General features: G+C 32.1%; 12 protein-coding genes and 1 other annotated feature. All 12 genes read right to left on the reverse strand.

Annotated features, from left to right (window positions below; translation table 11 throughout):
* Positions 1-4: 4 nt before the first annotated feature.
* On the reverse strand, positions 5-979 hold the full coding sequence (locus tag JRC48_RS06060; protein ID WP_235070949.1) for a glycosyltransferase: 975 nt from the start codon (positions 977-979) through the stop codon (positions 5-7).
* Positions 979-2,562: an O-antigen ligase family protein gene (locus tag JRC48_RS06065; RefSeq protein WP_235070950.1), complete on the reverse strand. Its 1,584-nt coding sequence runs from the start codon at positions 2,560-2,562 to the stop codon at positions 979-981. Before JRC48_RS06065 ends, JRC48_RS06060 begins: the two co-directional genes overlap by 1 nt.
* Positions 2,552-3,739 carry a glycosyltransferase gene (locus tag JRC48_RS06070; RefSeq protein WP_235070951.1) on the reverse strand — a complete coding sequence of 396 codons (1,188 nt, stop codon included), beginning with the start codon at positions 3,737-3,739 and terminating at the stop codon, positions 2,552-2,554. Before JRC48_RS06070 ends, JRC48_RS06065 begins: the two co-directional genes overlap by 11 nt.
* Before the next feature lie 94 nt (positions 3,740-3,833).
* The gene (locus JRC48_RS06075; protein WP_235070952.1) at positions 3,834-4,799 is read right to left on the reverse strand and encodes a glycosyltransferase family 2 protein; all 966 of its coding nucleotides are present in this window, start codon (positions 4,797-4,799) and stop codon (positions 3,834-3,836) included.
* 20 nt (positions 4,800-4,819) lie between these two features.
* Positions 4,820-5,821 carry a glycosyltransferase family 2 protein gene (locus JRC48_RS06080; protein WP_235070953.1) on the reverse strand — a complete coding sequence of 334 codons (1,002 nt, stop codon included), beginning with the start codon at positions 5,819-5,821 and terminating at the stop codon, positions 4,820-4,822.
* Between the two features lie 23 nt (positions 5,822-5,844).
* Positions 5,845-7,371 (reverse strand): hypothetical protein, encoded by a 1,527-nt coding sequence (locus JRC48_RS06085; RefSeq protein WP_235070954.1) that lies wholly within the window; start codon positions 7,369-7,371, stop codon positions 5,845-5,847.
* Between the two features lie 194 nt (positions 7,372-7,565).
* Positions 7,566-9,671 (reverse strand): LCP family protein, encoded by a 2,106-nt coding sequence (locus JRC48_RS06090; protein WP_235070955.1) that lies wholly within the window; start codon positions 9,669-9,671, stop codon positions 7,566-7,568.
* Positions 9,672-9,683: 12 nt separating this feature from the next.
* Positions 9,684-10,364, reverse strand: a complete 681-nt coding sequence (locus JRC48_RS06095) for a hypothetical protein (RefSeq protein WP_235070956.1) — start codon at positions 10,362-10,364, stop codon at positions 9,684-9,686.
* 421 nt (positions 10,365-10,785) lie between these two features.
* On the reverse strand, positions 10,786-12,543 hold the full coding sequence (gene aspS, locus JRC48_RS06100; protein WP_235070957.1) for an aspartate--tRNA ligase: 1,758 nt from the start codon (positions 12,541-12,543) through the stop codon (positions 10,786-10,788).
* A gap of 15 nt (positions 12,544-12,558) precedes the next feature.
* Positions 12,559-13,962: a histidine--tRNA ligase gene (hisS, locus tag JRC48_RS06105; RefSeq protein ID WP_235070958.1), complete on the reverse strand. Its 1,404-nt coding sequence runs from the start codon at positions 13,960-13,962 to the stop codon at positions 12,559-12,561.
* A 101-nt stretch (positions 13,963-14,063) separates the two neighbouring features.
* Positions 14,064-14,281, reverse strand: a binding site (T-box leader).
* 41 nt (positions 14,282-14,322) lie between these two features.
* Complete coding sequence (dtd, locus tag JRC48_RS06110) at positions 14,323-14,763, reverse strand: D-aminoacyl-tRNA deacylase (protein WP_235070959.1); 441 nt, start codon at positions 14,761-14,763, stop codon at positions 14,323-14,325.
* Positions 14,764-14,775: 12 nt separating this feature from the next.
* Positions 14,776-16,968 (reverse strand): bifunctional (p)ppGpp synthetase/guanosine-3',5'-bis(diphosphate) 3'-pyrophosphohydrolase, encoded by a 2,193-nt coding sequence (locus JRC48_RS06115; RefSeq protein WP_235070960.1) that lies wholly within the window; start codon positions 16,966-16,968, stop codon positions 14,776-14,778.
* Between the last annotated feature and the right edge of the window lie 35 nt (positions 16,969-17,003).

The raw sequence follows: 17,003 nt of genomic DNA on the forward strand, positions 1-17,003 counted from the left end.
CACATTACTTTTTAAGTTTTACTTTAAGTACATAAATACTATTAGCTAACATTTTATAAATAAAATGATTTGTGTATCGATAATATAAATGTTTTTTATCTTTTTTACTTAGTAAATAACGATTTTTCTTCCAATTAGGAAATTGATTGTTTAATAGATTCCATCCCTCTTCGAGAATTAAATGACGTGAATCTTTATTTTGGATTTGAGAAGCCCTTAAAAAAGAACTTCCTAAAAAATACTTCAATGTTAAATATTCTAGCTCATCATAATATTTATCATATAATTGATGTTTTTTATAATAATCAAAAATCTCTTGAAAAACTGTAATCATATCCCCAACTTTAGAATTTTGCGTATATGTAATGGAATCTTGACGCTGAACATAATAGATCAAGGGTTCATTGACATAGGCAATTTTATTAATAAAGGGAGCTATTCTAATTGAAAAAGAGCTATCCTCGTACCTTAAACCAATGGGAAATTTAACATCTAACTTCTCATACCACTGTTTTTTATATAATTTATTCCAAACAGTGGGCATCATATTAACTAATAATTGTTTTTCATTAGCATAAGGACCATCCACTGATTTTTTTAAATGATCAGGGTATTCCCAATAAAAATCGCAACAAGTTAAATCAGCTTCTTCTTTTATGGCTGTAGTGTACAGTTTTTCAAACATTGTTTCTTCAACATAATCATCACCGTCTACAAATCCAAAATACTCTCCACTCATTTTACCCATTCCAAAGTTTCTGGCATCTGAAAGTCCACCATTTGGCTTTATATATCCAAACACTTTATTCGGATAATTTTGTATGTAGTTATCAATAATTTTTTGAGACTCATCAGGTGAGGAATCATTAACGACAATAATTTCAATATCATCTAATGTTTGATTAACCAACGAATTCAAGCAGCGCTCTAAATATTTTTCAACATTATATACGGGTACAATAACACTAACTTTAGGCATTAATTCACCTCGACCTTCTTTAAATTCTTTCTATTGACGAGGGTATTTAAAAATAATGTAATAGTAATAAATCCTAAATATAAATTGGTAAACATCTCGTCTAATACATGACCACTATAATAAGCAGCTCCTAAACCAACTATAGTAGATAATAATAGCATTAAATTGCTAAAATTAACAACGGTTCTAAATCGTCTTAAAGCATTAACTATTGAAGCTAAAATTAAAATGAGATAAGGAGAGATAAAAAGAACGGCTCCTGTTAATCCCATCGTATAAACTTGACGCCATCCATCTTGTTCTATAATAAATCGTCCTTCACTAAGCGTAGCAAATCCCATTCCTAATAACTTTTCTTCATCATTCATTAAGTCCCACTTATAGTCAGAAAATAATTTTTGAAGTTTTCTAGCATCACTTCGCTTTTCAAACGGTTGATTTACAACAAAGTTCCAAAATTGTGGATCAAATTCAATTGGATAGATTTCATCATAATAAATAGATGGGAAGGTCATTAACTGAGTATTTTCTCGTAAAATAGCTATTAATACAGCATTTTTCCCTTCTTCATCTAAATTGCTTTGCAAAGCCTCTAACCGTGTAGACATCTCATTTACGGCATCATTTTTTTCTTCTTCAGATTTTAAATTATTAATTAACTGGGTATTAAATGACTGATACTTTACAGCAGGTGTATACGGATAAATTCCTATTAATAGACAAGTAAGAATACCTAATGACAATAAAAAGTTTAAATTAAACTTTGTCAATCTAATAACAGAGCATCCAATATAGGTTACTAAAGCTGCAATTACGATTAATACGGAACCCATTGTTGCCACTCTGGTTCCTACCATCATCATACATAAACAATGAAGAAGAATGAGCAAAAAGATCGGCCATTTTTTTCTTACTTCATATAAAGCTTTAAATAACAAAGGTAAAAGCATAAATAATAATGCACCTAATACATTAGCTGCGTGGTACAGTCCTTTAGACATCAATAACTTAGGATCTTGATACCTCTCATATCCACCTGTAAACCAAGATAAAAAGTTAGCCTGTGTTCTTCCACCATAACTACTGAAAGAAACACTAAATAAATCGGTGATAAAGATAATACTACAAATAATAAATGAAGTCATAATAACAATCTTATTAAAGGTAGTTGTTGTAAAACGAGCTAGATATACACAATACATTAATACAAAAGGCAAGATGAGCATTAAAATATATTTTAACTCTATTTTTAAATCTCTTCTAAACGTATCTGGTAAATTGATATCAAGCGTTCTCATCGTTTTAAAATGCAACAGTGAATAAATAACTAAAACAGTTCCAACGATGAGTGTCATTTTAAATGTTTTATCTTTGTTTTTATCAATAAATAAAAAGCCTATGATTGCAAGTACTGGAAGTCCTAGAAAACGAATAACGGTTGATGGAACAATTAGATTATATTGTTTTAAAAAATCATTTAATAGATAATCTAAATCAACAATGGGTTGTATAACTAAAAAAATAAAGACTAAAGAGCAATAAGTTTTTGGACTTTTTAAGATCTTAACTATTTTATCTTTCATATTTTCCCTCCACCAACTCTTTAATTTGAGAAATAATTTTATCATTTTGATATTGATATTGTTTTAATGCAACTTTCATTTTATTTAACGCTGTTGGATGACCTATTATGTGCTTCATGGCCTCATAAAAACTTTCATTCTCATTATCTACGACTAATCCAAAATCAGTTTGATTTAATTGTTCTTCAACCCCCGCTACTTTTGTCGCTATAACTGGTGTTTCACAAATTAAAGATTCAAATACAACAGTTGGTAATCCTTCATAGCGAGAAGGTAATAAAAAGCAGTCAGCTAATTTGAAATAAGCAAATGGATTTTCACGATAACCAATTAATCGACACGTCTCTTGACATCCTAGCTCGTTAATTTGCTGTCTTAATGAATCTTCATCCTCACCATGACCTATTATAATAATATTATGCATAAGTCCCTCTTGAATTAAACGCTTATGTATACTTATAAGACGATCGTATCCTTTTTGTGAAACTAGACGTCCGACACTTATAAATGTTAAATATTGATTATTGAATAAATGTAAATCCTCTTCTTGCACATCTTCTTCGTACTTATTTCGTATTAAGTCACTTTGAATAATATTATGAATCACTAATACTTTTTGTTTAAGATTAAAGACTTCCTCATATGATTGAGCAGCTACTTCAGAAACAGCAACATTAGTGTCAATCGAATTTAAAGTTTTTTTCATGAGTGGCATATGATTTGAAGAAAAATTTTGTTTCTTATAATCTAAATGCACCCAATTTACTTTTTTAGGGCTAGACCCGTTTGCAACAAAAATTGTGCAGAATCCTTCCTTAAATGCAATTTCAACATCATAGTGCCCTAGGTTCATTTTTTTACGCTCTTTTTTTATCTTATAGCCAATCAATCCTGTTTTCATTAAACTCACTAAATATAACTTATTGATTAAATAAGGAATATTTTTTTGTTTTAGCAGTTGACTTAATGATTGATCAATGACTCTAAAGAATTTTGTTCCCTCTATGACGTTAACGCTATCTGGAATGTCTTTTAACATTTCCCCATGTTTGTGTAAAACAAGTAAATCAATGTGATAGTCAGTTTGACTAACTAATTGATCTAATAAATTATTTAAAACACGTGAAACACCGCCTAACGTCATTTCATCTGTCACAAATAAAACTTTTTTTGACACATTTTCACTTCCAATCATTCTATCGCTATACGACTTAAATAGTTGATGATTAATTTGAGTAAACCATCATTCTTAACCACATTTTATAGATGCCCTATTTTCTCATCTTCCCTAGCGATTGTTTAATACTTAAAAGAATGCGTACTAAATCATACCGTCTTTTACTATATAACCATAAAATAAAACGATCTTTAACGACTAACTTTTTGACGTACGAGTTTCTTAACCAAAACGGGAATTTTTTCTTCATAAAATTCACTGCTTGATTGATATAAATATCTCCATTTTCAACGTTTAAATGACGAGAGCATCCATAAAGCATCAAGTTTTTAATATATAAAAACTCTATTTCTACACGATAGTTACTACCGCAGTAATCATCCACTAATTGAAGTGCTCGGTAAATATCCAAACTTTTTTCACAATAAGTATTCATAATAGAGCCTTCTCGTTGAAAGTAATAATAAAATGCTTGATTAACTTTAACTACTTTTTGCGCTTTTGATAAGACAATTGGAATGCATCCTAAGTCTTCATACCAAATACCTAATGGGAATTTTATATCTTCAAATAATGTTTTCTTAAATAGTTTATTACAGGCACTATTATCTATCGTTAATAAAGAGGGTTGCGTTCGAACATTTCCTTCTATAAAATCTCCGCAGGAAATATATACTTTATGCCCATCTTCATAAACATTTTGAATATCACATACAACTAAATCAGCTGATTCGGAAATCGCCTTATGGTACATGATTTCACACATTTTTTCCTCAATCCAATCATCGCTGTCGACAAATAATAAATACTCTCCGTTTGCAAAATTTAATCCGTAATTTCTAGCATCGGCTAATCCACCATTTTTCTTTTGAACAGAGATGACTTTTTCAGGATAATCTAACACAAATTGATTAACGATTTGTTGTGATTGATCAGGACTCCCATCATTTACACAAATAATTTCGATTTCTTGTAGCGTTTGATTCACTAAGGACTTCAAACAACGAGCTAAATACTTCTCTACATTATAAATGGGTACAATAATACTCACTTTCGGCACAATTAATCACCTTCTTATATTTAATCTTTCTTTAACTGACGAATACGATAATAGAACTTTAATCGCTTAGGACTTTCGTAAATCCAATATCGATATTTATCAACTAAGCTTAATTCACGCTTAATTGATTGATAGTATTTATTATTCCTCCAATTCCCAACATTTAATTTTAAGAAATCATAAAATTTATCAATGATCTCATAAGCCATTTTTTTATCTGAAATATAAATCACTTTATGAAGTTCATATTGTATTTGTTTAATCATTAGCATCTCTAATTCACAGGCATACTGTTGTTTTAAGTTCCATTCTTGATAGCTTTTCATGATTTCTTGTAAAGCTAGGATTGTATGTAATATTCGTTCGTCATTAGCACTTGAAACATTATTCATTCGATTAGCTAAGTAATAATAAAGTAATTGGGACTCTATTGCTAATGTTTCACACTTTGCTAAAAGTTTAAGCGTGAAAGTTAAATCTTCACTACGATAGTCTAATGGAAACATAATATGATTATCTTTTAACACCGATGTCTTAATCAACTTATTCCATGGAGCTGGTGTAATTTTAAATAGTAAATCTTTATTTTCTTTAATAGATAGTAAACTATTCGATTCAATGGGTATTTTCATCTCCACTAAATCATTACTATTTTCATAACACTCATAATAATTACAAATAATGACATTAGCTTTCGTTTCAATTGCCTTTTTATATAATGATTTTAAAAAGTCTTCATGAACATAATCATCTGGATCAATAAAAATGACATACTCTCCACATGCCAAACTTAATCCTAAATTTCTAGTCGCACCAACACCTTCGTTTATCTTATCAATGACACGAATTCTAGTATCTTTAGCTTCATACACTTTCATTTTTTCTAACGTTTGATCTTGTGAACCATCATTAATTGCAATAATCTCAAACGCTTCAAATGTTTGATTTAATAAACTTTCAAAGCTTTTATCAATGTAATCTTCAACATTATAAGCAGGAATAATAACACTTATCTTACACATTCTTTTACCTACCTTCTTACAGTTTAGTGATTAGCCCTTTTACGATTAAGTAAATGAGTAGCTCGCTTTACAAACAATTTAAATTCATTAAAGAACATATAATAAATGAATGAATAACTAACTAATGCAATAATTCCCAAGCCTGTTGCCCCAATAAACCAAATCATAAGATGTTGTATCCCATTTGGAAAAACCAATCTCCATAAATAGACTCCAGCAAAAGTAAATCCAAACATGATGACAGTACGAGTGAATACAAACTGATAGTAATTCGATGAAGGTAATCCAAATACTTTAGGATAAACGAGTTGTACGGACATAAAAAAATCTATGATTAAGTGGGTTAAAAAGGTTCCTAATAAAATACCAACAATTCCTAACGGTTTGACTAATAACAAAGAAAGACCTAAATTTGTAATCGCCGATAACAAAGCTATTTTTTTAGTCTCTTTAAATAATCCATTTACATTTCGAACCACTAGTAACGGTTCACGTGAAACTAAATAATAAGTATTCATAGCAAATAAGAAAACCGAAAAGTATGATAAAACATACAGTTCATCTTTCATCCATAGCCGTACAAAATCGGTTGCTGTAATAAATAAAATACTTGTAACAATTGAACTTAAAAAGAATGCAAAATTAGCATACTGCAAAAAGATTTCATACTTGTGGTCATCATCACTTGAAAATAAATGACCGAAACTATCCGATGGTGCCTGAATAATACCATATAGAACTTTAATTAAACTAGAACAAATCATATTGTAAGCATTATAAACGTTGGTCATAAAAGGTGAAATAAAATAGGTTAATAAAACCGGATCTGTATTTGATAGTACAACACCAGAAATTTTATGAACAAATACATGCTTTGTATTTTCAAGTGCACTTAAATCTCGACCTTCATGGTTATTTCTTAAATATGGATACAACTTTAAAGCTTTTTCACGTGAATAGACGTATGAAGCAATACTTAGTATCCCATCTAAAATTAAAACAACTTCAAGTGATAACCCCATAATAGCAATAACAATGACTAAAATAGAACGTAATAATGTAATGATTTGTATCCCTAAATTAATTTTATAATACTGTTGATCAGCTTGAACAACGATATTTGGTCCCATTAAAAAGTAAGAAATAACAACAGGTACTAGTAATAAAAAATAAATACTATAGATTGAAAAGTTAGAGATGTGTCCACTAGTTTGACTAATAAATAATGGTTGAACAGCTCCAACAATAACTCCTAAAACAAGTATAATTATTCCTATTTTTCTAAATAGATAAATAGCTCCATTATATAATTCTGTTACCTTTTTCTCATTTCTATGAGCTAATGGTTGATAAAGTATTTGCTGAAAGGCAACTCCAAAGCCTCCTTCTACTAAGTTTAAAACCGCCATAATTTGTACCATCGTTGAGTATAATCCATTAATAGAATCTCCATAAATATGTGAAAACAAGCTGAACTTCACAAATCCGATGACAGGTAAAATTAAACTAGGAATTGTAGCTACTAGCATATTTAGTAGCGAATGTTTCATACGCATAGAACCACCTCTAATTTGATAGTCTTTCCGATTGACTATATTTTATCAAATTTTAACATTATGAAAAGGTGTGTCATAGAAATACCTATGACACACACTTCTCTCTAAAGACTTTTGACTGTCTTTGTTTTATTATTTAACTCTAAAATAATTTTAATGAGTTTTCCTTAGGTGAGTAAATTTTCGAGCTACTGAATTGAGCTTGGAACTAGTGAATTATCCTCACTTTCTACACTGGTTGAACTTTCTGTTTCTGCACCTGCTGAGTTGTCTGTTCCTCCACCTGTTGAGTTATCTGTTCCTTCACCTGCTGAGTTATCTGTTCCTTCACCTGCTGAGTTATCTGTTCCTTCACCTGTTGAGTTGTCTGGTCCTCCACTCGTTGAGTTATCTATTCCTCCACCTGTTGAGTTACCTGTTCCTCCATTTGTTGAGTTATCTGTTCCTTCATTTGTTGAGTTACCTGTTCCTCCATTTGTTGAGTTACCTGTTCCTCCACCTGTTGAGTTACCTGTTCCTCCACCTGTTGAGTTACCTGTTCCTCCACCTGTTGAGTTACCTGTATTACCTGAGTTACTAGTTGGTGGTGTTATTACTAAGTTATCATTTACAGTTGAATTAGATTCACCTTTTACAGGCGTCTCTATTTCAATACTCTCATCAGTACTTGTACTATTTTCTGATGCACCACTTGGAAGCGACTCATTATAATATGTTTTCACCCACTGTGCACCTTCATACTCTTCGAATCCATTGAAGCTAAAATTAAAATTAAAGTTTGGAGATTGTTTTTCTAAATTAATCAACATTTGGTTGCGAGCATCTTCAATTGCCCCTTCATACGGAAACGCGTAGCTTAATTTAAAACTATAATACGGGTTATCCATATAACCGTATTGGGCACTTAAAACCATGCTCTTGATATGAATAAAATCTAGTGGATTTTGGCCATTAAAAGTTGGAACTAGACCTAATAAATATTGAAGACCAGATGTCATTTGATTAATTGAAATATTAGTTTCAATGTTATTTCCTAGTACATCTAATAGATCTAAAAACTCATTCACTGTATTCATTTCTGTTAGCATTTGATTAACAATTCCTTCGATAACTAACTGCTGGTGTTCTGCACGACCTAAATCGCCTTTAGCTAACGTTTTACGATGGCGTGATAGAGCTAATGCTTGCTCACCATTTAGGTGTTGATACCCTTCTTCAACGGTAATCAAATGTTCACCAAACTGGCGATTACTGTCCTGTTCTTCAATCGTAACAGGAACATCAACATAAATCCCTCCAATTGTATCAACTAGCTCTACAACCCCTTTAAAATTGATCTTTACATAGTAAGGAATATTTAAATCAAACATCTTTTCAACTGACTCAATAACACATGTCGTTCCACCATTATTTGAGTGTGTGATTTTATCTTTAGTATTATTAAAACATGGAATTTCAACATATGAATCGCGTGGAATAGATGTCATGGTCACTGATAAATTCTTTGGATTAACTGTTGCTACAATTAAAGAATCTGCTAATGAGGCAGCTTCTAGTCCCTGCTCTGTTGAATCAACTCCAATTAATAACATAGAGAACGGTTCATCAATTAACGAGGTGTTAGTAATTGCTAAGTTAGATCCTTCTTGTTTAATCACTGTTTCAATATTAGCTAAAACTTTCGTTTCATTTTTAATATCTTCGAATCCTAATTGCTCTGAAAATAAAGATGAATAGTTGTCTCCAACAATAATAGCATCAATTTTTCCATCATATAAATCATGAATCATTGTCACCGGTGAATCATATTTTTCAACTTCAGCTTCATCTTTCAATTCATTTTCTTCTAAAAACTGATTAATGTTATCAATAACCTCTTGCTTTGTTAAGTTTAATGTTCCAATGGTATGTCCCTCTAAATCACTAACTTCACTAAAAGAACGATCCGTCATTGTCACTAAACTATAATTAATCACTGATTCTTGCATTGTCATATTATTTAAAGAATTATAAACACGAGTATTAACATATCCAAAATAAGATCCAAAACAAAAACCGATAAGCGAAACTACAGTTAGAATACTTGTTCCAACTTTGTTATTTGATTTAATAAAAAATAAACCAAATAAGAAAACAGTTAGATACAAAAAGATAAGAATTAATGAAATATTTAAACGTAATAAAGAATCAAATCCCGAGTACTGATTAAAGTAAATAATATTCCAAATTATCGGAATAATTGGTAAGAATAAAATCAATCTATAAATCCATTTCAAATTTTTATGACTAAACATGTCTTTCCCTCCTTACTCACCTAAGATAGCTTTTATAACGACGTCATCATTCGATTCCGTTAAAATAAATGTAGCTTCATTCTGAAACTTTTCAACATCTTCTAAAGAAGTCTTTTCATATTCCCAACTTGCTTTAACTGAAATACATTCAATGACTTCATCTACTACTTCTATTGTATCTTCTAAATTAACATCTAAAATAGTAACATTATTAACTGTCAATAAAGAGGTTTCGTCATAGTCTTTAAGATAGTAATCTAAATTCTCATAAAAGTTATCAATTGCTTGTTTTCTAAAATTAGACTTCATCTCTTCGTCAATAAACTGTAATCCCCCCACATCATTACGTCCTGTCTTATTAGACCAAGTATAAAAATCAGCAATAAAATTTTTAACGACTAATTCTACATAAGTTTCTTTCGTTAAATTTGCTTGATTTGATTGATAATCCTCCTGAGCTTGAATTAGCTCTTCAAAAATTTCTTTTTGATAAGCTGTTGCCATATCTGATAGTTGATAATTCTCTCGTGACTCTTCAACAAGCGGCGAAGTTGGTCTTACTGAATGATTATTGTCATTATCAGTAACTCCTTTAACTTGATAAAGTAAAACCCCTACTAGTAGTAATGTGGTAATCAAAGAAAGACTTCCAAAAACTATTAGTGGATGTCTCATCGTCTTCTTCATCTTCACGTCTATCCCATCCCTTTCTAATTCCTTTACAACTACATAAAATTTTTTATAACCTCTTCTGCCTATCATACTTCTTGGTTGGATTCTGCTTCTTTCACAAACCATAGTGATAACTATTCGAAGAGAAGACATATAAAATAATTTTACCTGATTTAAACATAATTGAAAACAGTTGACTATTTTTTTACACAAAAAATTGCATTTTTATACATGTTTTTATCTTTAAATAAAAAATAGTTTTCCTCTCAATCAATTAAAAACTGAAATAATATAAAGAAAAAAACTAAACCTAAATTTTATTAAACAAAAAAATCTTAGAAAAAGAGGGACTCGTTTTTCTAAGATTTTTTATCATTTTAACCTTTAGACCTATCGTTGAATTAACGAAAGAAGATTTTTTGAAAAATTGGTCTTTTATTATTTATTTTTTTAATTGAATGTTTAATTCCTCTAATTGTGCATCGGCTACTGTACCAGGTGCTTCTGTCATTGGGCAAGATGCTGATGCATTTTTAGGGAAGGCAATAACATCACGTAAACTTTGTGATCCAGTTAAAATCATAGCAATACGATCTAATCCTAATGCTAATCCACCGTGTGGAGGTGTTCCGTATTTAAATGCATTGATTAAGAACCCAAATTGTTCTTCAGCTTCTTCTTTTGTAAATCCTAATGTTTCAAACATACGTGATTGAATGTCTGGGCGGTAAATACGTAATGATCCTCCACCTAATTCATAACCATTTAATACGATATCGTAAGCTTGCGCTTTTGCATGATGTGGATCTGTATCAAATGTATCAAGGGTATCTAAGCTTGGCATTGTGAATGGATGGTGCGCAGCAAAGAATCGTCCTGCTTCTTCATCGTACTCAAATAACGGCCAATCAATTACCCATAAGAAGTTAAATTTAGATTCATCAATTAATTCTAGTTCTTTACCTAAATGTAAACGTAAAGCTCCTAAACTATCTGCAACGACTGATTTCTTATCTGCAACAAATAATAATAAATCTCCGATTTCTGCATTTGTTGCTGATTTAATATTAGCAACTTCATCTTCATTAAAGAACTTAGCGATTGGTCCGTTGAATCCTTCTTCAACGACTTTAACCCATGCTAACCCTTTAGCTTTATATTTTTTAACATAGTCTGTTAACTTATCAATATCTTTACGAGAGAAGCGATCAGCTGCTCCTTTCACGCATAACGCCTTAACTTCGTTTCCTGCTTCAACAGCCTGAGCAAACACAGAGAAACCACAGTTAGCAACGACATCATTTAATGCGATTAATTCCATTTCAAAGCGTGTATCTGGTTTATCTGACCCATAACGAGCCATAGCTTCCTCGTAGCTTAAACGTGGGAATGGACGCGGAATTTCTAAATCCTTAACATCCTTCATCATTTTAACTAACATTTCTTCAATCATATTCATGATTTCTTCTTGCGTTAAAAATGATGTTTCAATATCAATTTGAGTAAACTCTGGCTGACGATCAGCACGTAAGTCTTCATCACGGAAGCAACGTGCAATTTGATAATAGCGCTCAAATCCTGAAACCATTAATAATTGTTTAAAGATTTGTGGCGACTGTGGTAAAGCATAAAAATGTCCTTCGTGTACACGGCTTGGAACTAAATAATCACGAGCTCCTTCTGGTGTTGATTTATTTAAATAAGGCGTTTCAACCTCAATAAAGTCTTTTCCATCTAAATAACTACGAATTGACTTTAAAATGTTGTGACGTAAGATAAAGTTCTTTTGCATCACTGGGCGACGTAAATCTAAATAACGATATTTTAAACGTGTATCTTCTAACGCATCTGTTTCATCTGCAATAATTAACGGTGTCATTTCTGCTTCAGAGATAATTGTTAATTCATCTAAAACAATCTCAATATCTCCCGTTAACATGTTAGGATTTTTACTTTGACGTTCTGCCACTGTTCCTTTAACAGCAATTACATATTCATTTCTTACTTTATTAGCCGCTTCTAATACTTCAGCGCTCACCGTTTCAGGATTAGCCACTAACTGAGTAATTCCGTAACGATCACGCAAATCAATGAAAACTAATCCCCCTAAGTTACGAGTTTTTGCAACCCAACCTTTTAATTCTACGACTTGACCAACATGTTCAAGTCTTAACTCTCCATTATTATGTGTACGATTCATCTGACTCACCTCTTTTTAATGTTGGCATCCACAACCGTGACCAGTTCCACCACAGCATTCATGCTCATCGTCATGTCCATGTCCTCCGCAGCATTCGTGCTCATGATCATGTCCATGTCCTCCACAACATCCTCCACCATGTTGATGATTACGTTGTTGATCTTGAATAATATAATCAATAATAAATCCTACTGGAATACTTTCTTGTGTTCCTGTTTGGTTATTTTTAATATTGATCATTCCTTGTTGTAACTCTTCATCACCTAATATTGCTGTATAACGTGCACGATAGCGATCCGCTTGCTTAAACTGACCTTTTAGATTTTTTCCTAAGTAGTCTGTTTCACAAGCTAATCCACGTGAACGTAAATCAAATAATAAGCGTGATCCAAAGACTTTTGCATCCTCACCAAGTGTAATTAAGAAAAGATCGACTGAATCTTCTCCTGCTACTTGGATTCCTTCTGCTTCAAGTGCTAATAATAAACGTTCTAATCCCATACCAAATCCGATGGCAGGAACAGATGGTCCACCTAATTCCCCGACTAATTTATTATAGCGTCCTCCACCACATAACGTATTTTGTGCACCAAATCCTTCGATTTCTGCTTGGATTTCAAAAATTGTATGCGTATAATAGTCAAATCCTCGAACTAACGTTGCATCGTATTCGTATTCAATTCCCATCGCTTTTAAGTATTTTTGAACACTCATAAAGTAAGATTTATCTTCGTCAGTTAAGTGATCAATCATTTGTGGCGCATTTTTCATAATTTCTTTATGGCGATCCGCTTTACAATCTAATACGCGTAATGGATTTTTTTCTAAACGAACTTGGCAATCTGAACATAATGATTCTTTATGTCCTTCAAAGTGTGCTAATAACGCCTCTCGATAATTTTCACGACTTTGAGTATCTCCTAATGAGTTTAATTTAACCTTAACGTTACGTAACCCTAATACTTGATATAACGTAACTGCTAAAGAAATCACTTCTGCATCAATAGCAGGATCGGCACTTCCGAATACTTCCGTTCCAAATTGAACGTGTTGACGATAACGTCCTTTTTGTTGACGTTCATATCTAAACATTGGCCCAATATAAAACATTTTTTGAACCATTTGGTCTGCATATAGTTTATTTTCAATATAACTACGTACAACCCCAGCTGTTCCCTCTGGACGTAATGTCATTGAACGATCTCCACGATCTTTAAAATCGTACGTTTCTTTTGAAACAACATCTGATGTTTCTCCTGCCGAACGATGATATAGTTGCGTACTCTCAAACATTGGGGTACGAATTTCTTTATAGTTGAAAATTGAACAGATTTCACGAATTAAACTTTCAACATTTTGCCAACGGGCACTTTCTTTCGGTAAAACATCATATGTTCCTTTAGGTTTACTAAAATTCATGTTAAATCTCCTTTCGCTACATTACTTAAGTCTTTTTTAACCATTTCATTAACTAAGTGTGTGAGGTTCTTTTCGAGTATAAAAAAAGTCCTTAGAATGATTCTAAGGACGTAATCTACGCGGTGCCACCTTACTTGTAACAGTTCTTTTACTGTTACCACTTTAAAACGTTAACGCCGTCAACGAATATTCCTACTATATGAGTTCAGAATATTTCCTCACGAGTGTCTATCTATAAATTATCCGTCGAAGCTTCCAGCCTAGGCTCCGTTCTCTGGTACGCATAGTATTTAAAGAATTTCTCGGTCATCGAATGTATGTGTATTATAGACTGTTTTCTTTATTATAATACATTTTTTTTTAAGATTCAACGATTAAAGTAACAGGACCATCATTTGTAAATGATACTTCCATCATCGCTCCAAAAATTCCTGTTTCAACTTTTAATCCGTAATCTTCTCTCAGAATTTGATTAAACTGATCGTATAAAGGCTTCGCCACTTCAGGACGAGCAGCTTCGATAAAGCTTGGTCGATTTCCCTTTTTCGTTTCACCATATAAAGTAAATTGAGAGACTGATAAAATAGCTCCCCCAACGTCTTTAACAGATAAATTCATCTTACCTTCTTCATCTTCAAAGATTCGTAAATTAGCTACTTTTTTAGCACAGTATTCTAAATCTTTCACACTGTCCTCATGTGTTAAACCAACTAATAACATCAATCCTTGTTCAATTTGTCCTGTCACTTTTCCATCGACCATCACCTTGGCATCTGTTGCTCGTTGAACAATGACCCTCATTCTCTCACCTCACTACTGAATGATACGCTCAACACTAAAAACATCTTTAATACGTTTAATGGCATTCACAATTCCAACTAACTGTTCTACATTACGTACGGATAACGATAAATGAATCACGGTTGTATCATTTGATGTTAAGGCATTGAGTTCTGTAATATTCGTATTTAACACCGTTAATTTTTGAATAACATCTCCTAGTACATTTTTACGATCAAGTGTCGTAATCTTAATCTTTGCACTAAATGAATTAGAATGTTCATCATCCCACTCTACCGGAACAATGCGGCCATCTGCTTTCACATTATGACAATCTGCATGATGAATCGTAATCCCGCTTCCTTTTGTAATATACCCAACAATCGGATCACCAGGCACAGGATAGCAGCACTTTCCAATCCTCAAATCGACATTATCTAACCCATCTACAATAATTCCAAAACGATTTTTAGCTTTCTTTCGGTGCTCTTCTTTGAATTTTGCCGCTTCATTAATTTGTTGAATTAATTCTGTATCATTGACTTCTTTTCCATCTAAGAAATAACGTTCAATAATCGTTTTTGAAATAAGACGCCCACGACCAATTTGATAATACAGCTCATCAATTTTTTCAACACTTTGTTTTTTGTAAATATTTAACAATTTTTTAATATCAATATTGTTTAATGATAAATCCTTTGAGGCAAGTTCTTTTAAGAACATTTCCTCTCCTTTACGAGTATATTCTTCTCGCTTAATACGATTAAAATACTGACGAATTTTATGACGAGCTTGTGACGTTTTAACGATATTTAACCAATCTTCACTTGGGCCAAACGAATTACGTGATGATTTAATCTCTACGATATCACCCGTCTTTAACTGATAATTTAACGTCACAATTTTTCCATTTACAATGGCACCTGTTGTTTTATGACCTAAGTCTGTATGAATTCGGTACGCGAAATCAAGGGGTGTTGATCCTGGTGGAAAATCAAATACATCACCATTTGGTGTGAAAATATAAACGTTCGCATTAAAGATATCATCTTTAACTAGCTTCATTAACTTTTCGGCATCATTAACTTCTTCTTGATAAGCAATCAGCGTTTCATACCACTTTAGTTTATCTTGAATCTCTTTTTGTTCTTGTTTTGGTGTGATTTGACGATTTTCCTTATACGCCCAGTGTGCAGCAACCCCTTGTTCCGCAATTTCATCCATTTCCTTCGTACGAATTTGCACCTCAAAAATATGTCCATTTGGACCAATAATGGTCGTATGTAACGATTGGTACATATTTGGTTTTGGCATCGCAATATAATCTTTAAAACGATTGGGAATTGGTTTGAAATTCGCATGAATGACACCAAGAGCAGAATAACATTCTGGAACAGAGTTAACGATTAAACGAATAGCTAATAAATCATAGATTTCTTCGAAATCTTTTTGTCGTGTTAACATTTTTTTATACACGCTATAAATATTTTTGATACGACCTTTAATCTCAAATGGAATATGATATTCCTCTAAAGCAGCTGTAATTTCTGCTTCCATTTCTTGAATTTGTTGTTCACGCTCATGTTTTTTCTGCTTAATTAACTGAGCGATTCGATAAAAGTCTTCCGGTTTTAAAAAGCGAAGTGACGTATCTTCAAGTTCAGCTTTGACACGATACATCCCTAAACGATGGGCGATCGGAACATAAATCTCCATCGTTTCATGAGCAATAGAGCATTGTTTTTCAGGTGGTAAAAACTTTAACGTTCGAATGTTATGTAAACGATCGGCTAACTTTACTAAAATGACACGAATATCTTTACTCATCGCTAATAACATTTTACGATGATTTTCAGCCTGTTGTTTTTCTTTTGACTTATATTTAAGCTTCGTTAACTTCGTCACACCATCTACAATTTCAGCAATTTCTTCATCGAATAACTCGGCAATCTCTTCTTTTGTAATTTCAGTGTCTTCGATAATATCATGTAATAGCCCAGAAGCAATTGTTCGTGGGCCTGTTTGCCACTTCGCTAAAATATGAGCTACTTCAATTGGGTGAATAATATAAGGTTCACCTGATTTACGCAGCTGATCTTTATGTTTTTGAAAGGCAAGTTCAAAAGCACGCTCGATAATGGCAATACTGTCTGGATTTTTAATATACGTTTTAGCTTGCTCTAAAACATGATCAATTGATATTTCATACCCGTTTAGTTGGTACATAAGCACTACTCCTATTGTTTAATCTACTTATTTTA

It is taken from the genome of Turicibacter sp. TJ11 (assembly GCF_021497505.1).
Taxonomy (GTDB): Bacteria; Bacillota_I; Bacilli_A; order MOL361; family Turicibacteraceae; genus Turicibacter.

Excerpts from the sequence above, each read along its gene's own strand:
- JRC48_RS06085 (WP_235070954.1), bottom strand. The coding sequence starts at position 7,371 with ATGAAACATTCGCTACTAAATATGCTAGTAGCTACAATTCCTAGTTTA.
- JRC48_RS06065 (WP_235070950.1), bottom strand. The coding sequence starts at position 2,562 with ATGAAAGATAAAATAGTTAAGATCTTAAAAAGTCCAAAAACTTATTGC.
- JRC48_RS06090 (WP_235070955.1), bottom strand. The coding sequence starts at position 9,671 with ATGTTTAGTCATAAAAATTTGAAATGGATTTATAGATTGATTTTATTC.
- JRC48_RS06060 (WP_235070949.1), bottom strand. The coding sequence starts at position 979 with ATGCCTAAAGTTAGTGTTATTGTACCCGTATATAATGTTGAAAAATAT.
- hisS (WP_235070958.1), bottom strand. The coding sequence starts at position 13,962 with ATGAATTTTAGTAAACCTAAAGGAACATATGATGTTTTACCGAAAGAA.
- JRC48_RS06115 (WP_235070960.1), bottom strand. The coding sequence starts at position 16,968 with ATGTACCAACTAAACGGGTATGAAATATCAATTGATCATGTTTTAGAG.
- JRC48_RS06080 (WP_235070953.1), bottom strand. The coding sequence starts at position 5,821 with ATGTGTAAGATAAGTGTTATTATTCCTGCTTATAATGTTGAAGATTAC.
- aspS (WP_235070957.1), bottom strand. The coding sequence starts at position 12,543 with ATGAATCGTACACATAATAATGGAGAGTTAAGACTTGAACATGTTGGT.
- dtd (WP_235070959.1), bottom strand. The coding sequence starts at position 14,763 with ATGAGGGTCATTGTTCAACGAGCAACAGATGCCAAGGTGATGGTCGAT.